General features: G+C 63.8%; 19 protein-coding genes. 9 read left to right on the top strand and 10 right to left on the bottom strand.

Annotation, left to right across the window (positions count from 1 at the left end; translation table 11 throughout):
- Window positions 1–3279: a response regulator gene (locus ACTIFE_RS06575; protein ID WP_439528369.1), complete on the bottom strand. Its 3279-nt coding sequence runs from the start codon at window positions 3277–3279 to the stop codon at window positions 1–3.
- 394 nt (window positions 3280–3673) lie between these two features.
- Here ACTIFE_RS06575 and ACTIFE_RS06580 point away from each other — a divergent pair, with 394 nt between their 5' ends.
- The 8 genes from ACTIFE_RS06580 to ACTIFE_RS06615 all read left to right on the top strand — a co-directional run bounded on the left by ACTIFE_RS06580 (window position 3674) and on the right by ACTIFE_RS06615 (window position 12772).
- Entirely contained in the window at window positions 3674–5338 is a 1665-nt protein-coding gene (locus ACTIFE_RS06580; protein WP_439528370.1) for an ABC transporter substrate-binding protein, read from the top strand.
- A gap of 168 nt (window positions 5339–5506) precedes the next feature.
- A complete protein-coding gene (locus ACTIFE_RS06585) occupies window positions 5507–6484 on the top strand; it encodes an ABC transporter permease (RefSeq protein ID WP_439528371.1) in 978 nt (325 codons plus the stop codon).
- A complete protein-coding gene (locus tag ACTIFE_RS06590; protein ID WP_439528372.1) occupies window positions 6484–7392 on the top strand; it encodes an ABC transporter permease in 909 nt (302 codons plus the stop codon). The genes ACTIFE_RS06585 and ACTIFE_RS06590 overlap by 1 nt, the downstream gene beginning before the upstream one ends.
- Complete coding sequence (locus tag ACTIFE_RS06595; protein ID WP_439528373.1) at window positions 7389–8201, top strand: ABC transporter ATP-binding protein; 813 nt, start codon at window positions 7389–7391, stop codon at window positions 8199–8201. Before ACTIFE_RS06590 ends, ACTIFE_RS06595 begins: the two co-directional genes overlap by 4 nt.
- Window positions 8194–9105, top strand: coding sequence for an ABC transporter ATP-binding protein (locus tag ACTIFE_RS06600; protein ID WP_439528374.1), 912 nt, complete (start codon window positions 8194–8196; stop codon window positions 9103–9105). The genes ACTIFE_RS06595 and ACTIFE_RS06600 overlap by 8 nt, the downstream gene beginning before the upstream one ends.
- A gap of 12 nt (window positions 9106–9117) precedes the next feature.
- A complete protein-coding gene (locus ACTIFE_RS06605) occupies window positions 9118–9573 on the top strand; it encodes a GNAT family N-acetyltransferase (protein ID WP_268136509.1) in 456 nt (151 codons plus the stop codon).
- A gap of 107 nt (window positions 9574–9680) precedes the next feature.
- Window positions 9681–11570 carry a beta-N-acetylhexosaminidase gene (locus ACTIFE_RS06610; RefSeq protein ID WP_439528375.1) on the top strand — a complete coding sequence of 630 codons (1890 nt, stop codon included), beginning with the start codon at window positions 9681–9683 and terminating at the stop codon, window positions 11568–11570.
- A gap of 5 nt (window positions 11571–11575) precedes the next feature.
- On the top strand, window positions 11576–12772 hold the full coding sequence (locus ACTIFE_RS06615; protein WP_439528376.1) for a hypothetical protein: 1197 nt from the start codon (window positions 11576–11578) through the stop codon (window positions 12770–12772).
- Between the two features lie 67 nt (window positions 12773–12839).
- Here the strand turns inward: ACTIFE_RS06615 and ACTIFE_RS06620 are convergent, their stop codons facing one another.
- The 8 genes from ACTIFE_RS06620 to ACTIFE_RS06655 are packed head-to-tail and all read right to left on the bottom strand — an operon-like array spanning window position 12840 to window position 21018.
- A complete protein-coding gene (locus ACTIFE_RS06620; RefSeq protein WP_439528377.1) occupies window positions 12840–13619 on the bottom strand; it encodes an SDR family oxidoreductase in 780 nt (259 codons plus the stop codon).
- Window positions 13619–14896: an L-fuconate dehydratase gene (locus ACTIFE_RS06625; RefSeq protein WP_439528378.1), complete on the bottom strand. Its 1278-nt coding sequence runs from the start codon at window positions 14894–14896 to the stop codon at window positions 13619–13621. Before ACTIFE_RS06625 ends, ACTIFE_RS06620 begins: the two co-directional genes overlap by 1 nt.
- On the bottom strand, window positions 14893–15747 hold the full coding sequence (locus ACTIFE_RS06630; protein ID WP_439528379.1) for a fumarylacetoacetate hydrolase family protein: 855 nt from the start codon (window positions 15745–15747) through the stop codon (window positions 14893–14895). Before ACTIFE_RS06630 ends, ACTIFE_RS06625 begins: the two co-directional genes overlap by 4 nt.
- Before the next feature lie 60 nt (window positions 15748–15807).
- Window positions 15808–16752: an ABC transporter substrate-binding protein gene (locus ACTIFE_RS06635; protein ID WP_439528380.1), complete on the bottom strand. Its 945-nt coding sequence runs from the start codon at window positions 16750–16752 to the stop codon at window positions 15808–15810.
- Window positions 16753–16809: 57 nt separating this feature from the next.
- Window positions 16810–17820 carry an ABC transporter permease gene (locus ACTIFE_RS06640; protein ID WP_439528381.1) on the bottom strand — a complete coding sequence of 337 codons (1011 nt, stop codon included), beginning with the start codon at window positions 17818–17820 and terminating at the stop codon, window positions 16810–16812.
- A complete protein-coding gene (locus ACTIFE_RS06645) occupies window positions 17817–19349 on the bottom strand; it encodes a sugar ABC transporter ATP-binding protein (protein ID WP_439528382.1) in 1533 nt (510 codons plus the stop codon). The genes ACTIFE_RS06640 and ACTIFE_RS06645 overlap by 4 nt, the downstream gene beginning before the upstream one ends.
- The gene (locus ACTIFE_RS06650; protein ID WP_439528383.1) at window positions 19342–20205 is read right to left on the bottom strand and encodes an amidohydrolase family protein; all 864 of its coding nucleotides are present in this window, start codon (window positions 20203–20205) and stop codon (window positions 19342–19344) included. The genes ACTIFE_RS06645 and ACTIFE_RS06650 overlap by 8 nt, the downstream gene beginning before the upstream one ends.
- A gap of 60 nt (window positions 20206–20265) precedes the next feature.
- Complete coding sequence (locus ACTIFE_RS06655; protein WP_439528384.1) at window positions 20266–21018, bottom strand: SDR family oxidoreductase; 753 nt, start codon at window positions 21016–21018, stop codon at window positions 20266–20268.
- A 233-nt stretch (window positions 21019–21251) separates the two neighbouring features.
- On the opposite strand from ACTIFE_RS06655, the gene ACTIFE_RS06660 reads away from it, so the two are divergent.
- A complete protein-coding gene (locus tag ACTIFE_RS06660) occupies window positions 21252–22016 on the top strand; it encodes an IclR family transcriptional regulator (RefSeq protein WP_439528385.1) in 765 nt (254 codons plus the stop codon).
- 40 nt (window positions 22017–22056) lie between these two features.
- Here ACTIFE_RS06660 and ACTIFE_RS06665 read toward each other — a convergent pair whose 3' ends face one another.
- Entirely contained in the window at window positions 22057–22491 is a 435-nt protein-coding gene (locus ACTIFE_RS06665; RefSeq protein WP_439528386.1) for an RbsD/FucU family protein, read from the bottom strand.
- Window positions 22492–22547: the final 56 nt, after the last annotated feature.

Below are 22547 nucleotides of genomic sequence, written 5' to 3' on the forward strand. Positions count from 1 at the left end.
TCAGGATCCTGCAGGCACCATTCTGCGCAACACGGCGAGATCGCGGGCGAGACGCTCCCGCGCCTCGCGGATCGCGGGCGTGTCCAGCGCGCCCTCTCGTCCTGCCTGTTCCAGCAGGAAATCAGCCGAGCGCAGCACATCGCGCCAGCGCGGATTGACCGGCAATGTCTCGAGCATGAGATACTTGTCGAGCGTGCGCGTCTGCAGGGACGACTTGTCGAGGCTGACGCGCCAGATGCCGCTGACCTCGGCAAAGTCAACCTTACCCTTTCCGGTCAGTTGCTTCCACAGGCCAAGAACCTCGCCCATTACGGTTACAATCTGGGCCCGGTAGGGATCCGGATTGACGATGTCGATGTCGTCGGCGACCGGACTGGCCAGCGCTGGCAGCGAACTGTCGACAGCATCGCGCACCGATGTGACAAGACCGGGGGCTTCGCGGCCGGATTCGCTGACCAAGAGGGCAATGCCGCCACCGGCATCCGGCAGCAGCGCAAAGGCATTCAGCACCACCCGTCGCCCGTTGATCTCGGTCTCGATCCGCCGCGTGTCATCGTCACCGGTCAGACCGGACAATTCAGACAAGGCGTTGCCCGGCAGCAGGTCACCGAGCGCGGTCTGCCCGCTGATCGCGCTCTCGCCAAGCCAGAATTCGGCGGCCGGATTTGCAAAGGTGACGATGCCCTTCGGGTTGGCGCAGATGAGCCCATCCTCCAGCGCCTCGAGCAGTTGCCCCATCCGGCGCTGCGACAGACGCAGAGCGTCCTCCACCTGGATACGCCGCTCAATCTCCTGCTTCAATTCGCTGTTCTCCTCAGCGCGGCGCTTGGCGCGCGAGGCCTCCAAAAGGGTGGCGATGCGGCTGACCAGTTCGTCCTTGACGAAGGGCTTCACCACATAGTCGTTCGCCCCGACCTCGAAACCGGCAATCATGTCGCGGGTGCGGCCGCGGGCTGTCAGGAGAATGATCGGCAAATCCAGCAGCGAATGCCGACGCCGCAGGTGACGGGCCACGTCCAGACCGCTCATGCCGGCCATCATGACGTCCAGAACAACAAGGTCCGGCTGATGCTCTTCGACCAGCCGCAGCGCGTCTGGCCCGTTGTCACAGTCAATCACCCGGTAGCCACGCGGCAGCAGCACATTGCGCAGGACCTGCAGGTTGATCGGCTCATCGTCGACGAGCAGGATCGACGGTGCGCTGCTGTCTTCCAGGGCTTGCGCCCCGATCAGCAGCCCATCTGCACTCGCCATCACCTCATGCAGTTCGGACCGCACAGTCGACAGGGCCGGACGATCGGAAGCCGGAAGGCTGACGGTGAAAGTCGAGCCCTGTCCCAGCGTGCTGGTCACCTCGATGGTGCCCTCCATCAGGACGGCGAGGTTGCGGGCGATTGTCAGTCCCAGCCCCATGCCTTCCTGCAAGGCCGCGCGCGAACCGGACCCGGTAATCTGCTCCAGCGGATGGAAAATGCGCTCAAGACTGTCAGGGGAAATACCCGGTCCAAAATCGCGGATGGCAATGTCGACCCGCGACACAGTCCCCACGTCCCGCATCCGTGCCGTGATCTCGATCCGGCCTTCGCCGCCATACTTCACGGCATTGGTGATGAGGTTGAACAGGATCTGCTCAAACCGCACCGGATCGGCATGGACCGCCGGGACATCCGCGTCGACATCGACCCGCAAGGTGACCGGTTCGCCGGCCAGCATTGGCCGGGCCAGTTGCAGCACGTTGCGTAAGCTTTGCGCCACGTCGAGCGGTTGCAGGTCAAGTCGCATCCGCCCTTCCCGGATGCGGTAGATATCGAGAAGGTCGTCGACCAGCCGGGACAGACGGCGGGCACTCAGCGCGATCAAGTGCAACTGGCTCTTTTGAGCTGGCGCGAATTCGCCCATGGCCCCGGCCCCGAGCGTCTCGGAAATGCCGATGATACCATTGAGCGGGGTGCGCAACTCATGCGAGGTCGCGGCCAGGAAGCGATCCTTCATCCGGTCCGCTTCCTCAAGCTCCGCGTTCTTCTGGCTGATCAGTTCGAGCTGATCGCGCAAGGAGCGGCGCATCTGGCTGACCGCCCGGGACAGGTCGGCATATTCCAGCGGCCGCGCATACTCGGGCAAAGGTTCCTCAAGCGCGCCGTTTGCCACGGCCGTTGCCGAACGGGCCAGACGGCGGATCGGGCTGGTCATCGAGCGCGACAGGGCGAGCGCGGCCGGAACCAGCGCCGCGATGGCCGCAATGCCGATGATCAGCAGTGCATCGCGCAACCGCCGCGAGGTGGCAAAGGCGCGCGCCTGTTCAGATTCGGCCACGACCAGCCAACCGGGGGCCGGATCCATCAGCCGCTTCCAGGCCGACAGGGTCGGGACGCCGATCAGGCCCTTCTCCAGCGTCTCGATCCCCTGTGGCGCGCGCATCTGAGCCGGGACCACGACAGCACTTGCCGTGCTGATGCCGGTTCCCCGGGTCGCGGCGATCACCTCACCCGTTGAGGAAATCAGCGTCATGACATTGCTCGCCTGCATCAGGCGGCCAAGCCCGTCGGCCGGAAGGCGGAAGAACACGGTCGCATTCGACGAGGCATAGAGCCTGACATTCATGCCGAGATAGGCAACGAACTGCCCGGTGAGCGGATCCCGGACAAAGTCGGAAAACAGCAGCGCTTCAGACTGCGGATTGACCCTGAGGCGGCGATAGAGATCAGCGAGCGGCCCGCTCAACCCATTGAGATCATGCCCGAGATAACTGTCCTTCGAGACCGAATAGACAACCCTGCCGCGCGTGTTGACAAGGTAGAGATTGTCATACTCGGACCCTCCGATGAATTCGGCGAAGGACGGATGAAACCGCCGGTGTGCATTGGCGTATTCGAGTGCTTCGCGCAGCAGGATGTCTTCACCCACCGGTGCAGGCGGCGGAATGATGGTTGACCCGCCCGGTTCGACGCCGAACAGCAAGCGCAACCTGGCGCCGGACTGGGCCTCAGTTGCTGCCATCTGGCCGAAGGCAAAGGAGAAGCCGTAAAAGTCGCCGACCGCATAGCGAACATTGGCTGACTGGCCGATGCTTTCGGCCTCACGCCGGGCGAAGGCGAGGTACTGCAGCACCTCGCTGCCCTTTGCATCCCGCGCGAAGGCGACCTGGCGATAGGTTTCCTCGGTGATGTTGCGGTTGACGAGATTGAAGAAGACCCAGCCCCCGAGCGCCAGCGGCAGGACAGACGCAAGGATCAGCGTGATCATGACACGGGTCTGGAAGCCCTGCGGCAGAAAGGTCATGTCAGGTCCGGGTCACGCGTGGCAATCGATCACTATCAGAGCCTATATCATCGCTGGTGTGACAGTGCAGCCGCCGCAACAGTCCCTCATCCTGGCAAGACCGCGACAAGCCCCCCGATCAAGCCACAAAGCGGCACATAACTATCTGATAAATATAAATATAACTGCCACTTCGCAGACCGGAGCATTCTTCCGGCGCTCCGATTTTGACGAACTTTACGAATTTTCGGGTGGCTTTTGCCCCTGTTGCGGAGCGCAAGATGCCGGTGCTGCATCGCTAGCGAGGAGCGGTGTCGGGGAAGTGAAGGACACTCGTCCTGCCACCTGCTTCCGATCCGAGGCGGCATCACAAGACTGCAGGCGCGGAGAAGTCGCCTGCTTCGGGAGGATACAAATGATCAAGTCACGTCTGGCTGGCGTCTTCATGTCGGCCACGCTTCTGGGTTCCGCGTCCGGCGCCGCCCTGGCTGCCGATGCCGTGCTGACCGCGCTTCCGGTCCAGCGCACCGCCTGGGTGGAAAACTACAACCCGTTCAACGAATCGACTCGCCTGCCGTCGATCCAGGACTTCGTCTACGAGCCCCTGGTGATCTTCAACTCGCTGAAGAGCGGCGAGCCGAACTTCCGTCTGGCGACCAGCTACGAGTATGGCAGCGACCTGAAGTCGGTGACCTTCAAGCTGCGCGACGGCGTGACCTGGTCGGATGGCGAGCCCTTCAATGCGGACGATGTCGCCTTCACCTTCAACATGGTGCTGAAGACCCCGGCCCTTGACACCCGCTCCATGGCCAAGCTCATCGAGAACATCGAGGTCATCGATCCGCTCACCGTCAAGTTCAACCTGAAGAAGGTGAACAGCCTCGCTGCGGACGATATCGTCCGCGTTCCGGTGGTGGCCGAACACATCTGGTCCAAGGTCGCCGATCCGGTGTCCTTTACCAACCCGAAGCCGGTCGGCACCGGCCCGCTGACCGATTTCCGCCGCTTCACCGAGCAGGAATACCTGCAGTGCCGCAACCCGAACTACTGGGATGCCGCGACGCTGAAGGTCGACTGCATGCGTTTCCCGCAGATCGCCAACAACGACCAGGCGCTGGCCGCTGCTGCCCGTGGTGATCTCGACTGGATGGGTTCGTTCCTGCCGGACATCGAGAACACCTACGTTTCCAAGGACCCGGCCAACCACAAGTACTGGCTGCCGGCCGGCTCCTTCGTGATGTTCAACGTGAACCCGGAATCGCCGAATGAAGGCAATCGCGCCGCCTTCTCCGACGTGAATTTCCGCCGCGCCCTTTCGATGGCGCTGGACCGCGAAGCCATGGTCGAGATTGCCGGTTATGGCTATCCGACCATCAACCAGTACCCGTCCGGCCTTGGCCGCGCCTATCACGCCTGGAACAACCCGGCCGTAGACGAGAAGTTCGGCAAGTACATGCAGAACGACCCGGAAGCTGCCAAGTCCCTGCTGGCCGAGCATGGCTACAAGGACACCAATGGTGACGGTTTCGTCGAGGCTCCGAACGGCAAGCCGATCAGCTTCGACATCATCGTTCCGAACGGCTGGACTGACTGGGTCAATGCAGCACAGATCGCTGTCGAAGGCCTCAATGCTGTCGGCATCAAGGCTTCGGTCGGCACGCCGGAACAGGCCGTCTGGAACGAGGCCCTGATCAAGGGCACCTACGACATGGCCCTGAATTCGGCCTTCGTCGGCCCGACGCCCTACACGCATTTTGACACGATCCTGCACGAGCGGAACCAGGGCGTCACCCGCTTTGGCGCCGGCCGTTTCAAGAACTCCGAACTGTCGGCAGCCCTTGATGGCTTCACCCAGACCACGGATCAGGCCAAGCAGAAGGAACTGATCAACACGGTCCAGATGATCGCCGGCGAAAACCTGCCTGTGATCCCGGTGTTCAACAACCCGCGTTGGTATCAGTACAACACCAAGCGCTTCACCGGCTTCTTCAGCGCAGAAAACCCGGTTGCCAACCCGGTTGTCCATGACAACCAGCCGGAGCGCCTGCTGCACCTGCTCTCCCTGCGTCCGGTGAACTGACCTGATGCAACTGCGGGGCGGCCTGTTCGGCCGCCCCCTTTTTCCGTGTGACCGACGGCAACTGCCTGATCGCACGGCAGGCAACCGGCACTCCCCACAGGAAACCCCTGGCCGGCTTCCCTCGCCCCAGGCCGGCGCCGGGGCGCGACGGTGTATTGGACCAGCTACATGAATTTTCTGCTGAAACGGCTCGCGTTCTATCTTGTCGCCTTCGTGGTGGCCGCGACCTTCAACTTTATGATCCCGCGCATGATGCCGGGTGACCCGACAGACATCATGCTGTCCCATGCCGATGGCACGATCCCGCCCGAAGCCCGTGAAGCGCTGAAGGCGACATTCGGCTTCATCGACGAGCCGCTGCACATCCAGTATGGCAATTATCTTGCCAGCATTTTCACCTGGGACTTCGGCACCTCGATCAAGTTCTACCCGCTCCCGGTGACCGATGTGCTGCTGATGGCCCTGCCCTGGACCTTGCTGCTGACCGGCTCAGCGCTGGCGATCTCGTTCTCGATCGGGACATTGCTGGGGATCCTTGCCGCCTGGCGCCGCGGCCAGGGCGTCGACATGGTGCTGTCGCCGCTTGCCCTTGCCATGCAGTCGATCCCGGCGATGGTGGTTGCCCTGACAACTCTTTATGTCTTTGCCATCGGCAACCAGATCCTGCCGACCGGCTACGCCTATGATCCCTCGCTGGATCGCGGTTTCACGGTCAACTTCATCGCCTCTGTCGCGACCCACGCCATCCTGCCGGTCCTGACCTTGAGCCTCGTTTTCACCGGCGGTTATCTGGTCACCATGCGCAACAACATGATCGGCCAGCTCGGCGAAGACCATGTGCACATGGCCGAGGCCAAAGGCCTGTCGGATGCCAGGGTCCGCTATGCCTATGCCGCCCGCAATGCGCTGTTGCCCTCAGTGACTGCGCTCGCCCTCTCCTTCGGTGCCCTCTTCGGCGGGTCCCTGGTGACAGAGGTGGTGTTCAATTACCCCGGCGTTGGCAACCTGCTTTATCTGGGCATCCTGGCGCGCGACTTCCCGCTGATCCAGGGCCAGCTCCTGATCATGACGCTGGCCATGCTGACCGCGAATTTCACGGTCGACATCGCCTACATCTTCCTTGACCCGCGCCTAAGGAAAGCCTGATGACCGGTTTCCTCACTTCCTTCCTGCGCAATCGCAAGGCGGCTTTCGGCCTCGCCATCGTGCTGCTCTATGTGATGATCGCCCTTCTGGCGCCGGTGATCGCGGGCTATGAACCACTCGCCCGTGTCGCCCGTCCGCATCAGCCGCCTTCCTGGGATCACTGGCTCGGCACCACCCGCATGGGCCGCGATGTCTTCGCTCAGCTTGTCTGGGGCACCCGCACATCCTTGATGGTCGGACTTGTCGCCGGCCTGATCGTGACGATCAACGGGACCATCATCGGCATCACCGCCGCCTATTTCGGCGGGGTCGTCGACGAGATCCTCAACTTCATGACCAATGTGGTGCTGGTCCTGCCGCAGCTGCCACTGCTGCTCGTTCTGGCCGCCTTCCTCGGCCAGGTCAGCCCGTGGTCGATCGCCCTGATCATCGGCCTCACCTCTTGGGCCTGGGGCGCACGCGTGACCCGGGCCCAGGGCCTGACATTGAAGACGCGGGACTATATCGAAGCCTCACGGATGCTGGGAGAGCCGGCCTGGCGCATGATCCTGGTCGAGATGCTGCCGAACCTCCTGTCGATCATCTGCTTCAACTTCATCGGCTCGATCATCTTTACGATTATCACCCAGGCGACACTTGAATTCCTTGGCCTTGGCAGCCCTCTGAACCTGTCCTGGGGCACGATGCTCTACAACGCCCAGACCTCGTCGGCGATCACGGTCGGTGCCTGGTGGGAGGTTGCAGCGCCCTGCCTTGCTATCGTCTTCATCGGTGTCGGCCTGTCGTTGATGAACTTCGGCGTCGACGAGATCTCCAACCCGCGCCTGCGGACGCTCGGCACCATCGGCAAGGCGCTGAAACTGCAGCGCGAGTTGGACCGTGCCCGCCTGAAGGAGGCCGTCCAATGACCGCGCTGATCGACGTCCGGAACCTCAAGGTCGATTACCTGACCCAGACCGGAGCCTTCACCGCCGTGAAGGGCGTGTCGTTCCAGATCGCTCCGGGGGAAATCCTCGGGCTCGCCGGTGAAAGCGGCTGCGGCAAGAGCACAATCGCCTTTGCCCTGATGCGCCTGCACAAGCCACCGGCCTTCATCTCCGAAGGCACCATCCGCTTCGAGGGTGAGGACGTGTTGGCCCTGAGCGACGCGGGTCTGCGCGCCTTCCGCTGGTCGAAGGCCGCCATGGTGTTCCAGAGCGCGATGAACTCGCTCAACCCGGTGCTGACCGTGTTCCAGCAGTTCAACGACATGCTGAAGGCCCACGGCATCACCGACAAGGCCGTCATCCGTGCCCGCGCCGAGGAGATGCTGGCGATGGTTGGCATCGCCGCTGACCGGCTCGACAGCTACCCGCACCAGCTGTCAGGCGGCATGCGCCAGCGTGTTGTCTTGGCACTCGCCCTGACCTTGCGTCCGCGCCTCGTCATCATGGACGAGCCGACCACAGCGCTTGATGTGATCGTGCAGCGGGAAATCCTGCAGCAACTGGTGGCCCTGAAGGAAAAGCTGGGCTTCTCCGTCCTGTTCATCACCCATGATCTGGCAATGATGGCACAGATCGCCGACCGGATCGCGGTCATGCTGCGCGGCGAGATCGTCGAGATCGGTGAAACGGCGCAGATGGTCAATGACCCGCGCCACGACTACACGCGCGCCCTTTGGGAGGCCATGCCGATCCTGAGCGCCCAACCCGAGAAGGGGCTGGCCCATGGCTGACACCTCCCCCATCCTGTCGCTGGAGAAGGTCTCCAAGACCTTCATCACCAAGCCTGTGTTTGGCCCGGCCCGCCGGGTCGATGCCTTGCGCCGCGTGTCCCTCACCATCCAGCCCGGCAAGGCGTTGGCACTTGTCGGCGAGAGCGGCTCTGGCAAGAGCACGGTTGGCCGCCTGATCGTGCGCCACTATGCCCCGACCGATGGCCGCATCCTGTTCGAGGGACAGGACATCGAGCAGAACCACAGCCGGGCACTGGAGAAGGCCTATCAGCGCTCGGTGCAGATGGTGTTCCAGGACCCGTTCTCCGCGCTCAATCCGGCCCACACCATCCGCCACCACCTGATCCGTCCGCTGCGGCTGCACCAGCCGGATCGCGATCCGGAGCAGGCGATGCTGGACCTGCTTGGTGACGTCGAACTCGACCCGAAGTCGACACCGGACAAGTACCCGCACGAACTCTCGGGCGGACAGCGTCAGCGCGTCAACTTCGCCCGGGCGCTTGCGGTGAATGCCCGCCTGATCGTTGCCGACGAGCCGACGTCAATGCTCGACGTCTCGATCCGCAAGTCAGTGCTCGGCCTGATGCGGCGGCTGAAGGACGAGCGCGGTCTGGCTCTCCTCTACATCACTCATGACATTGCGACCGCACAGTATCTGGCGGAGGAAACGGCCGTGATGTTCCGCGGCCAGATCGTCGAGCAGGGCCCGACCGCCGAGGTGGTCGGTGCACCGCGCCATGCCTATACCCAGCTGCTGCGCGCCGCCGTCCCCGATCCAGCCGTGCGGCTGGGGGCCGACAACTCAGGCTTTGCGGAACGTTCGGCCATCGTGCGGACCGACGCTGCCCGCGATGTGGTCGAGATGGCCAGCGCCGGCACCGGTCACTTTTTTGCCCTGCACTGAGAGCCGAGCGCGATGTCCGACCTGCTGGTCCCACTCTACGCCCTGCCCACGCCTCCGGCCTTGCCGGAGGGCCTGGTCGTGCGCCCCGCCCTGCCGCCGGAACACCACGTGGTAACGGCCTTTGTCGGCAAGCACTTCAGCCCCGGCTGGGTCAGCGAATGCACCGTTGCCCTGGCCGCAAGGCCCGCGCGCATCCTCATAGCCATCGAAAATGGCGAACTGGCCGGCTTTGCCTGCCACGATGTCACCGCGCGCGGCTTTTTCGGTCCCACCGGGGTCGATCCTGCAAAACAGGGACGCGGCATCGGCCGGCACCTGCTGCTGCGCGCCCTTGATGCGTTGAAGTCGGACGGCTTTGCCTATGCCATCATCGGTGCAGCCGGGCCGGTCGACTTTTACGTCAAGACCTGCGGCGCCATCGAGATCCCCAATTCCACGCCCGGCATCTATCGCGGCCTGCTGCGCTGATGCACCCCTGAGGTCCGCCCCCGGACCGATGACGCCCCTGATCATTTTTCCAACGCGGACAGTGGGATGGCACGGCCAGCCCGTACGCGCAGCCTTGCAGGACAGCCATGACCAAGTACCATCTTGATGTGATCTGGACCGATACCGCCAACGACGGCCGGGATCTGGCCGTGACCCTGACCAACCTCTCCGACAGCCCCCTGTCGGATTTCTCGGTTGGCTACACCTCGATCACCCGCACCATTCGCCCGTCGGTCTGCCAGAACGGCACCATGACCCGGCGCCAGGCCAACTACCATGAATACGCCCCGCCCGCCGGTCTGACGCTGGCCCCCGGCGAAAGCTGGCGCTTCGTCGAGACCTCGCTCAGCCGCAAGGCGCTGCATTCCAACGACGGCCCGAAGAGCGCGTTTGTCATCTTCGGCGACGGCACCGCTGAGGAGGTCTCGGTCGGCGACATGCAGATCGCCGGCTTTGAAGCAGCACGCGCCGAACGCTCCAACTTCACGCTTGGCGTCCTGCCGCAGCCGGCCAGCGTCGCCGTTGCGTCCTGGATGGCAAAGGCACCGGTTCACCTGAAGCTTGACGGCGGTTCGGTCACAGAGAAGCGCGTGGTCGGCGGCGTCAACGCCCTCGCCCGCCGTCTCTTCACCCTGCGCGCCAATCCCTTCGTGTTCGTGGCACCTGTAGGTGCGGCCGTGCTGCGCCTGGCCGCAAACGCCGCGCTTGCCGAGGAAGCCTATCAGATCGACTTCAACGGTTCGGACATTATCCTGACCTATGGCACCGATCTTGGCCTGCGCCACGGTCTCGTGACACTGGCACAGGGCATGATGGCCGCGCGTGAGGACGCAGACCGCTTTGCCTTCCCGCATACCGGCCGGATCGAGGATGCGCCGCGTCACGGCTGGCGCGGGTCGCATCTCGACGTGTCGCGGCAGGTCTATCCGCTCGCGGACATCCTGCGCTTCGTCGACATCCTGGCCTGGCACAAGCTCAACCGCCTGCACTGGCACCTGACCGACGATGAGGGCTGGCGCCTGGAAATCAAGCGCCTGCCGCAGCTGACCGAAATCGGCGCGCACACGGGCCTGAACCGTCCGGTCCTGCCGCAGCTCGGCCATGGTCCCTTCGAGCATGGCACGTTCTACACCCAGGATCAGGCCCGCGCCGTGGTCGCCCATGGCTGCTCGGTCGGCGTGGAAGTGATGCCGGAAGTTGATCTGCCGGGCCATTGCGCCGCCGCGATCGCCTCACTGCCGGATCTGGTCGATCCTGATGAGCCGGAAAGCTACTGGTCGATCCAGGGTTACGGCAACAACGCGCTCAACCCCGCCCTCGACGCCACCTGGACCTTCACCCAGACGGTTCTGGAAGAACTGCTGGCCGTGTTCCCGTTCGAAGTCATCCACGTGGGCGGCGACGAAGTGGCTCCGGAAGCCTGGCTGCAGTCGCCGAAGGCACAGGAGCTGATGGTGCGCGAGCGCATCAACGGCACCGATGGCCTGCAGGCACACTACCTGAAGCGCGTGCATGCCTTCCTCTCCGCCCATGGCCGCATCACCGGCGGCTGGGAAGAGGTTGCCCATGGCGGCGGCGTCTCTCCGGATCGCAGCCTTCTGTTCGCATGGACCCTGCGCGAGAAGACCGCGGAACTTGCAGCCCTCGGCTATGACGTCGTGTCCTCCCCTGGCCAGACCTATTATCTCGACATGGTCCAGTCGGGTGACTGGAACGAGCCGGGAGCAAGCTGGGCCGGGATCACGCCGGTCGAAACCTCCTACGGCTACGAAGCGCAGGGCGATGACCCGCATCTGGCTGTGAAGCTCAAGGGCATTCAGGCCTGCATCTGGAGTGAGCACATCACCTCGCGCGAGCGCTTCAACCATCAGGTCTTCCCACGTCTTCCGGCCATCGCGGAAGCGGCATGGAGCCCGGAAAAGGTGAAGGATTTCGCCCGGTTCAGCGCCATCGTACCCCTGATGCCGAAGGACTGACACGCATGGACGTTTCCGTCTGGACCTATGCCTGGGACATGCTCGACCTCGGGGTCGAGCATGTCACGAACGAACTGGCGTCGCTTGCCGGCGCCAACCATGTCAGCCTTGCCACCTCCTATCACGCCGGACGCTTCATCCAGCCGCGGTCAAACCGGCGCAAGATCTTCTTCCCCGAGGACGGCACGGTCTATTACGCACCCGATGCCGCGCTCTGGAATGACGCGGAGATCGCTCCCCGGCAGGCAGCCATCACCCGTGACACCGACCTCGTCGCGCGCCTGTCGGCTGCACAGGATGCAGCCGGCCTCGGCCTGTCAGCCTGGACGGTGTGCCTGCACAATACACGGCTTGCCAGCCAATACCCCGGCCACGCCCTTACCACGGCCTTCGGTGACCGGCTGGCTTTCGGACTGTGTCCGTCGAGCCCGGCGGCGCGGTTCTATGCCCGCACAATGGTGCATGAGATCACCCACCGGTTCCGCCCGGCACGGATCGAGTTGGAAACGCCCGGCTTCCTCGAAGTGGAGCATGGCTTCCACCATGAGAAGGACGGTGTCAGCCTGACAGCGGACGAAGCCTACCTGCTCTCGGTCTGCTTCTGCCGCTACTGCCTTGGCCGGGCCCATGCAGCCGGTGTCGATGGCGAGGCGGCCCGCAAGGCCGTTGTCGACATCATCTGTGCGGCCTGCGACCGGGATACGCCGGTCAGCCGTTTTCCCGAGTTCCCGGACAAGGGCATAGATGCCTTCGCCTCCGTTCCCGCGCTGCATGACTATCTGGTCTGGCGGCAGGATCCGGTGATGAGCCTCATCACCGAAATGCGGCAGCTTGCGCATCCGGACAGCCAGGTGCTTCTTGTCGACGGTCCGGCGGCTTGGCGCGGTGGCGTCGATTTCGACCGCCTTGCCTCGGCCTGCGATGGCATGATCCTGTGCCTTTATGGCCAGACGCCGCAGGAGACCGGCGCAACTGTCAGCGCCATGCGCAACCGTCTTGGCGCGGACACCAAACTGATCCTTGGCCTGTCCGCGTTCCAGTCGGCGGTGCCGACAGCGGAAGCCCTGTGCCATGCCGCCATCGCCGGTGCGACGGCCGGCGCCGACGGGCTCAACTTCTACAACTATGGCCTCGTCACCCGTCCGCGTCTTGGCTGGATGGGCGAGGCCACCGCAGCCTTCCGGGCCGCCCGGATGAGCTGATGCGGCAGCGAGGCCAGCCCGAATGCCCGGGCTGGCCCGTTCTGCCCTTTTCAGAACAAGGCCGGGATCAGCGATCCAGCGCCCGGTCCAGGTGGGTATAGCCGCCATCTGGATAGAGCCATTGGCCCGTGATGTGGCTGGCCCTCTCAGACAACAGAAAGACAACCGTATCGGCGATTTCCCGCGCGGTGGTCATGCGGTGTCCCAGCGGGATGCGCGCGGCAATCCGCGCCTCCTCGGCGGCTGGATCTTCGAAGGTCTGCAGCCATTTGGCGTAGAGCGGTGTCATCACTTCAGCTGGAAGCACCGCGTTGACGCGCACGCCGTCGCCGGCAAGCGCCGCAGCCCATTCCCGCGTCAGACCCAACTGCGCGGCCTTGGCCGCGACATAGGCCGATGTGTTGCCTTGCCCCGTCACCGCCGTCTTCGAGGACACATTCACCACCGCCCCTCGCGTTGCCTTGAGGTCCGCGACCGCCAGATGCATCAGGGTGTAGTAATGCACCAGGTTGCGGTCGAGCGAGGCGCGGAAGGCCTCGGGACCGGCATCCAGCCCGACGCTGTCATTGGCCCCAGCATTGTTGACGAGACCATCGATCCGGCCATACCGCCTGCGCACCGCATCGACCGCCTGACGGCAGGCGCCGTCCGACGACAGTTCCGCCTTGATGAAACAAGCACCAGGCGCGAGCGCCTGCAGCTTTTCCAGAAAGGCCGGATCCGGATCCCTGCGGGCGAGGATGACCGGAACGGCGCCCTCCTCGGCCAGCACCTCGCTGACGGCTGCGCCAATGCCTGACGCTCCGCCTGTGACGATCACGATCTTGCCGGTCAGTCCAAGGTCCATCAGTTGCCTCCGAAGCGATAGGCCTCGATCGAGGATTGTTTCATTTCAATTGAAAAGCCAGGCAGCTGCGGCGGCATGTAGGCCGCATCGCGGATGACGCAGGGATCGATGAAATGCTCATGCAGGTGGTCGACATACTCGATCACACGGCCCTCGCGGGTGCCGGCAATGCAGAGATAGTCGATCATCGACAGGTGCTGGACATATTCGCAAAGGCCGACGCCGCCGGCATGCGGACAGACCTTCAGCCCGTGCTTGGCCGCCATCAGCATCACGGCAAGGATCTCGTTGACGCCGCCGAGACGGCAGCTGTCGATCTGCACCACGTCGATAGCCCCGCGCATGATCAGCTGCTTGAAGATGATGCGGTTCTGGCACATCTCGCCGGTGGCAACCTGAATGGGCGCAACGCCTTCGCGGATCTTGCGATGGCCTTCGATGTCGTCCGGGCTGGTCGGCTCCTCGATGAACCAGGGCTTGGCAAAGGCGAGCTTACCGACCCAGTCGATGGCCTGATTCACTTCCCAAACCTGGTTGGCGTCAATCATCAGGTTGATGTCCGGGCCGACCGTTTCACGCGCAATGGTCAGCCGGCGGATGTCGTCCTGAAGATCACGTCCGACTTTCATCTTGATGTAGCGGAAGCCGGCATCGACGGCCTCGCGGCAGAGCCGGGCAAGCTTCTCGTCATCGTAGCCGAGCCAGCCGGCGGAGGTCGTGTAGCAAGGATAGCCTTCACGCTCCAGGATCGCCCGCCGCTCGGCCTTGCCTTCCGCCTGCCGGGTCAGGAACTCCAGCGCCCAGTCGGGCGTGATGCAGTCGGTCAGATAGCGGAAGTCGATGCAGCGCACCAGTTCGTCAGGGCTCATGTCGGCGATGAGCGCCCACACCGGCTTGCCTTCGATCTTGGCATAAAGATCCCAGACCGCGTTGACGACAGCACCGGTGGCGAGGTGAATGGCGCCCTTGTCTGGACCGATCCAGCGCAACTGGCTGTCGGAGGTAACGTGCCGCCAGAAGCGGCCCATGTCAGCCGCGACCCAGTCCATATCAAGACCGACGACCAGCGGCCGCAGGGCCTCGATGGCAGCGACACAGATCTCGTTGCCCCGTCCGATGGTGAAGGTCAGGCCATGACCTTCATGCGGGCCGTCCGTTTCCAGCACCACATAGGCGGCGGAATAGTCCGGATCCGGGTTCATGGCATCGGACCCGTCCAGATGCTGGCTGGTCGGGAAACGGAGGTCTTCCGTCCTCAGACCGGTGATCTTGGTCATGCTCGGACCACCTTCTGGGTTTGGGTGCCAAGACCTGCGATCCCCAGGCGGACCGTCTCGCCGCCCTTCAGATAAACGGGAGGCTTCTGACCAAGTCCAACACCCGGAGGCGTGCCGGTAGAAATGACATCGCCCGGCTGCAGCGACATGAAGCGGCTGAGATAAGAGACGATATGGGCGACGCCGAAGATCATGGTCGCAGTCGAGCCGTCCTGATAGCGCTTGCCATCGACCTCCAGCCACATGGCGAGGGTGCCGACATCAGCGATCTCATCCGGGGTCACAAGCCAGGGACCGGTCGGACCAAACGTGTCGCAGCCCTTGCCTTTGTCCCAGGTGCCACCGCGCTCCATCTGGTATTCACGTTCGGACACGTCGTTGACGACGCAATAGCCGGCGACATGATCGAGGGCGTCCTTCTCCTCGATATATTTGCCGCCCTTGCCGATGACGACGCCAAGCTCGACCTCCCAGTCCGTCTTCTGCGATCCGCGCGGGATCTCGATAGCGTCATCCGGGCCGACGACCGCCGAGGTCCACTTGTTGAAGACGATGGGCTCGGCGGGAATGGCCGCGCCAGTTTCTGCGGCATGGTCGGCGTAGTTGAGGCCGATGCAGATGAACTTGCCGATCTGCCCGACGCAAGCACCAAGGCGCAGATCCACCTGGGGCGTTCCGGCCACGAGCGGCAAGGTGTTCGGGTCGAGCGCGGCAAGCTTTGCCAACCCGTCCGGCAGCAGCACGGCGCCGGCGATGTCATCGACATGGGCTGAGAGGTCACGCACACGGCCTTCGGCATCAAGCAGGCCCGGACGCTCCTGGCCCGCCGGGCCAAAACGCAGCAATTTCATGGGAAGTCTCCGTGGGATAGGGACCGGAGCCGGGCGCAAGGCCCGGCTCCGGACTTGGGATCAGTCGTAGAGGACAGCCGCGATCTCGGGGCTGTCGATGTTGGATTTGTCGTAGAAGTAGAAGCCGGTATCAATGGTCGGAATGATCGGCTCGCCCTTGGCGGCCATGACGGCGGCCTTGACGGTCTCATAGCCGATGCCGACCGGGTTCTGCGTGATCGCACCGGCCATCAACCCGTCGCGGATCGCCTGTTTCTGGGCAGCGCCCGAGTCATAGCCGATGATGACGACCTTCTTGCCAGTCTCGCGTGCGCCGTTGGCAACACCTATGGCCGAGCCTTCGTTCGACCCAAAAATGCCCTTCAGGTTCGGATGGGCCTGCAGTAGGGTCTTGGTGATCTCGGTCGACTTCAGATGGTCGCCGCCGCCGTATTCGATGGCCACGATCTGGATCTTCGGCTTGTTGGCGGCGATCCACTCGACAAAGCCGTCGCGGCGGTCAACGCCGGTGCGGCTGGTCTGGTCATGGACGACAAGCGCGACCTCGCCTTCATCGCTGATCAGCGCCGCCATCTTTTCTGCTGCAAGCGCTGCTGCAGCCTTGTTGTCAGTCGCGGCGGTCGCGGCCGGGATGTCGCTGTCGACGCCAGAATCGAAAGCAATCACCGGGATCTTGGCCGCTTCCGCCTGCTTCAGGAGCGGCGTCGCGGCTTGGCTGTCGAGGGCGGCAAAGCCGATGGCGGCCGGCTTCTTGGCGAGCGCGGCGGACAGCATGTCGATCTGGCGGTCGACCATGGTCTCGTTGTCCGGGCCTTCGAAGGTCACCTCGACGCCGAACTCGGCGGCGGCCTTGTCGGCCCCGGCCTTCACAGCCTGCCAGAACTGGTGTTGGAAGCCCTTGGAAATCAGCGGGATATACATCTTGTCCTGGGCCAGCGAAAAGCCGGTGCTGGCCAGGAGCGCGGCGGCACTCAAGGTGCCGAGGATCATGCGACGGGTAATCATGCTTTCCTCCACTTTAGATGATGGGTGGTCCGGGCCTTTGGCCTTCTTTTCTGGGTCTCAGCCGCGTTGGCGGCGAAGCTGGTCGGCATAGACGGCAAGGATGATGATCGCGCCGGTCACGACCGTCTGCCATTCGGGGGCAACCGACAGGATGCGCAGGCCATTGGTCAGAACCGACATGATCAGCGCCCCGATGAGCGTCCCGAGCACGGTGCCGCGCCCGCCGGAGAGCGAGGTGCCGCCGATGACCACGGCAGCAATGGCATCAAGTTCATAGCCAAGGCCGAGCGCCGGCTGGGCGGAATTGAGCCGCGAGGAGATCAGGATGCCGGCAATGCCGCAGATCGCCCCGGCCAGGGCATAGACTGCCATCTTCCAGGCATTGGTGTTGACACCGGACAGGCGCACGGCCTCCTCGTTCGACCCCAACGCATAGGTGTAGCGGCCAAGGACCGTGCGCGAGAGCACGAAGGCCATGCCGCCAGCCACGAGAAACAGCACCAGCACGCCGTTGGGCACCGGCAGGCCGGGAAGAACCATGCCGATGAGCGAGCCTTGCGATATGTCCGTGTAGCCCGGCGTGTCGTTGAAATAGATCGGCCGGGCACCGGTGATGATGAGTGAAAGACCTTTCAGCACCAGCATCATGCCGAGCGTGGCGATAAACGGCGGGATCTTCATCCTGGCGACGAAGGTGCCAGAGGCCAGACCAGCGAGAGCGCCCGCACCGATGGCCGCAAGCACGCCGAGCGGCAGCGGCAATCCGGCCCAGGTCAGCGCCACACCGGCAATGACAGCGCAGAATGTCATCAAGGTGCCGATGGACAGGTCGATGCCGCCGGTCAGGATAACCGCAGTCGCAGCCACCGCAAGCACCCCGTTGACCGATGTCGCCTGCAGGATCGCCATGATGTTGGAGACCTGGAAAAAGTTCGGCGAGGCGAGCGAGAAGCCGACAAGCAGCACGATCAGGCTGGCGAAAGCGAGCAGTTTCTGCTGCGCACCGCCCGCGAGACGGGCCGGAGCTGGGGCGGCCGAAGCCTTGCTGTTCTGGGGCGAAGTGTTCACGCGGTTTCCTCCTGACGCGTGCCCTGCCCCAGACCGCTGCGGTCGGTGGCAAGTTGCATGATCTGTTCCTGGGTGGTGCCGGCCCCGCCGGGCAGAACGCCGGTCAGCCGGCCCTCGCACATGACGGCAATCCGGTGTGAGACCTTGAGGATCTCCGGCAGTTCCGACGAAATGACGATGATCGCCTTGCCCTCGGCGGCAAGCTCGGCAAGCAGGCGGTAGATCTCCGACTTGGCGCCGATGTCGATGCCGCGTGTCGGCTCGTCGAAAATCAGAACATCGCAGTTTCGCAGCAGCCACTTGGCGATGACCACCTTCTGCTGATTGCCACCGGACAGAAGCCTGACCTCCTGCCGGTCCGACGGCGTGCGGATACCAAGGCGGGCGATGAAGTCGCGGGCCGTCCGCCGCATTGCGCCCTCGTCAAGCTGGCCGATCCGATTGGAATAGCTGGATAGGCTGGCCAGCGCGATGTTATCGGAGACATCCATGCCGAGGGCGAGCCCGAAATGCTTGCGGTCCTCCGAGAGGTAGCCGATGCCTGCCTTGACAGCATCGGCCGGCGAGCGGATGTCCACCTTTCGGCCATGGACCCAAATCTCCCCGCCCGCGCGCGGATCGGCGCCAAAGATGGCCCGGGCAACTTCCGTGCGCCCTGCCCCCATCAACCCGGCAAAGCCCAGAACCTCGCCCTTCCTGAGCGAAAAGCTGACATTGCGGATCTCCCGGCCCCGGGTGAGCCCCACCACTTCAAGCGCCGTTTCGGCATCGCGCAGATCTGGCACGACCACGGCGCCGTCGCCCAGCTTTCGCCCGACCATCATCTCGATGATACGGGTGATGGGGGTCTCTGCCGCCTCGACGGTTCCGACATATTCCCCGTCGCGCATCACAGTCACACGATCGGAGATGCGGCGGATCTCATCCATCTTGTGGCTGATGTAGACGATGCCGACGCCTTCGGACTTCAGTTTGCCGATCATGGCGAACAGGTCGGCAATCTCGCTGTCTGTCAGTGCCGCCGTCGGTTCGTCCATGATCAGCACTTTCGAGCGGGCCGATAATGCCTTGGCAATCTCGACCATCTGCTGCCGCGCGATCGACAATCCGTCGACAGGTCGTCGCGGGTCGATATCGATGTTGAGCGCGGCAAACAGCGCTGCTGCTTCGCGGTTCTGCCGTGCCTCGTCGATCCGGCCGAAGGACAGGCGCGGTTCCCGGCCGATGAAGATGTTCTGCGCCACCGTCAGGTCCTTCATCAGGGCCAGTTCCTGATGAATGATACCGATGCCGAAGTCCTGCGCCGCTTTGGGCGATGGCAAGACAACCTCGCGTCCCTCGACCAGGATGCGGCCACTGTCCGGCTGATACACCCCGGACAGGATCTTCATCAGCGTCGACTTGCCCGCTCCATTCTCACCCATGAGCGCATGCACTTCGCCCGCCCGCAGATCGAAGCCGACGCCCTTCAGCGCATGAACGCCGGGAAAGCGCTTTTCGATCCGCTCCATACGCACCAGGTCACGCATGCGCCACGTCCCCCAATCCATAGAAGCGGGCAGCCGTGCCGCCAAGAATCGCGGCCCTGTCGTCTGCGGAGAGATCGGCGAGGAGCCGCTCCGTGACCTCCTCCCAGAACCGGTGGCTGACAGCCAGGGTGACCACCGGCCAATCGGACCCCCACATCAGCCGCTGCGGTCCGAACCACTCAAGCAGGCGGCCCAGCACAGGCTTCAGGGTTTCGACGGCGAGGCCAACGCTCAGAAGGCGGCTCGGACACATCTCGGTGACAAGGCCGGACAGCTTGCAATGCACATTCCCATCAGCAGCAAGCAGCGCCATGTCCCGGTGCCAGGTCTCTGCAATGCCGGTCAGGAGATCGGGCTTTGCCGCATGGTCGATGACGACGGCAAGCTCCGGATAGCGGGCGCAAAAGCGCTGAAGGGCGGGAAGATGCTGCGTCTTGACCAGCGCATCAAACCGCAGGCCATGGCGCACCAGAGCAGCCACGGCCTCCGGCGCCGGCGCCGTTTCGATCCAGTCAGCATCGGCGATATCCTGCAGCATCGGCCGCACGCCCTTGAAGCGCGGATTTCGCGCCAGGGCGGCGAGCCTCTCACCGGCTTCTGCCTGGGTCAGGTCAACCCAGCCGACAACGCCGGCGATCTGCCGCACGGTCTGGGCCAGCCCAAGCAGGAAGTGGGTTTCAGCCTCGCTCGGCGCGGCCTGGACTGCAATGACCCGGCGCCCGCCATTCAAGCTGGCCAGTTCGCTCGGCAGGAACTCGCGCCGAAGCGGATCCAGTTCCGGCCCGCCCGTATCGAGCCAGCCGTAATCGCCCCGCGCCGGCTGCCAGAAGTGGCAATGTGCATCTAGTCTGTCCATCAGCGGCCTCCCGTCCGCGTCGTGGGATCTGGTGCAACTGGCCGGTCCGGCCGCTATGCCTCAGATCGTCACGCCGCCATCGACGGAAACCGCCTGACCAGTGACAAACCGGCTTTCGTCGCTGAGAAGATAGACAATCAGCGGCGTGATATCGTCGACTGTGGCGAGGCGCCCCATGGGCTGGCGGGCGATGAAGTCCTTCTCCGCCTGGACCGGATCGGCGGCCGAGGCGATACGCCCACGCAGCGACGGCGTATCGACAGTGCCCGGGCACAGCGCGTTGCAGCGAATGCCCTGCTTCACGAAATCCGCTGCCACCGCCTTGGTTAGACCGATGACGGCCGCCTTGGTCGCACCATAGGCCGTGCGGTTGACAAAGCCTTTGATGGATGAGGCCATCGACGACATGTTGAGGATCGACGCGGTGCCGGTGATCTCGGCCCGCTTCAACATGCCGGGCAGGAACGCACGGGTCATGCGCACCATCGAGGTGACATTGACATCGAGCGCCTGTTGCCACTGCTCCTCGGTCAGGTCGAGGATGGTGCCGTGGTGAACCATACCGGCACAATTGAAGAGACCGTCGATTGGTCCGAGTTCCCCCGCGAGCGCCGTGATAGCCGCCAGATCAGTCACGTCCAGCGCCCGGCTCTCGATGCCAACAAGTCCGGTCAGCAGACTTGCATCCCGGTCTGTGGCAATGACGCGGGCGCCTTCGGCAGCCAGAACCAGTGCCGCAGCGCGGCCCATACCCTGCCCTGCGGCGGTGATCAGTACCGTCTTGCCGGAAAGACGCTGGCCATTTTGCTGCATCTCGAACCTCCCTGTCCCGGCGCTGCTCCTGATCGGAGGCCCCGCCTGTCTCCATCCCGCGACGCCGGTTTGCATCCGATGTCTTGTTTATATACAAACACTCTATTCACGAATGAACTGATATGCAAGTCTGTGTTGCCGGAATTTGACAAGCTTGACCGTCTCGCGCAAAGGGCATTGAGATTTCAGGCAAATCGCCGGTGTTCGGGGGCAAGTGCCTTGGGAGAGAGTTGATGAGCGATGTGGATGTGACTGGCGACCGATACCGCGCGCCGGCTCTCGACAAGGGCCTCGACATTCTGGAACTGCTGTCGGAACAACCCAGCGGCCTGACACGGGCCGAAATCGTCAAGGCGATGGGGCGCAGTCCCTCGGAAATCTACCGCATGCTGGAACGCCTGGTCGCCCGGGATTATGTCGTGCGGTCATCCGGCGGTGATCGCTACTTCCTGTCGATGAAGCTGTTCGTGCTGGCCAACCGGCATCCGCCCCTGCGCCGGCTGGTGGCGCAGGCCACGCCCAAGCTCGACATTTTCGCCCGCGACAGCCGGCAGTCCTGTCATATGGCGGTGCCGGAGCGCGCCGCAGCCGTGGTCGTGGCACAGGCGAGCCCGATGGACAGCTGGGAATTCCGGGTGCGGGTGGGCGCAAGGCTGGATCTTCTGGAGACCGGCTCCGGCCATGCCTTGCTCGCCTTCCAGAGCCCGGAACGACGGGCCGAAACGCTCGGCGCCCTGAGCAGTGCGGCAGATCTTGCCAGGCTCGACCGCATGTCCGCCGAACTGGACGAGGTGCGCGCCCTCGGATATCGCATCGGTGACAGTGGCCAGTTGCTGGGCGTGCGGGATATTTCCGTGCCGGTGCTCGATCCCAACGGGGATGCGATTGCCGTGATCACCTGCCCCTATCTCGGCCGGCCCGCCGGCGAGGCCTGCGACAGCATCGAGGACGCGCTGGCCAGGTTGCAGGGCGTTGCCCATGAGTTGTCTTTGAGCTGACAGGCGGTGACCGCCGCCTGTCGCCCAACATCCACCTCGATCAGCCGAATATGACGCCCTTGCGGATGACGAAATTGCCGTAGGGCCGCAGTTCGCTGGTCAGGACGATGGCATAGGCCTTTTTCGCCCGCTCATAAAAGGCGTAGCGCTCCAGCGTGCCCATGTCGGCCTTCTCCGCTGCAAACAGCGGCTGCGCCTCAGCCACGACAGGCGGCACGGCACCTGGATTATCAACCACCTGCATTGTCAGCACAGGCTCGACACCGAAGGTATCGACCGGCAGCAGGGTCAGGATGGCCTCGACAGCGCGCACCGCCGAGCAGTCCATCCGCAACGGCCGGCCATAAACGCTGTGCCGTGCCACCGAATCGGCGGGGAAATTCGCATCGACGACCACGATCTCGTCGCCGTGGCCCATCGCGGCCAGAACCTTCAAGAGGTCCGCGCCGATCAGCGGATCAATTCCCTTCAGCATCAAAAAAGCTCCTCCCCGGCCCTTTCGGGCTGTTCCGCAGTGCCGGCGAGAGTACC

The sequence above is a fragment of the Pannonibacter sp. genome (assembly GCF_051860505.1).
Classification (GTDB): Bacteria; Pseudomonadota; Alphaproteobacteria; order Rhizobiales; family Stappiaceae; genus Pannonibacter.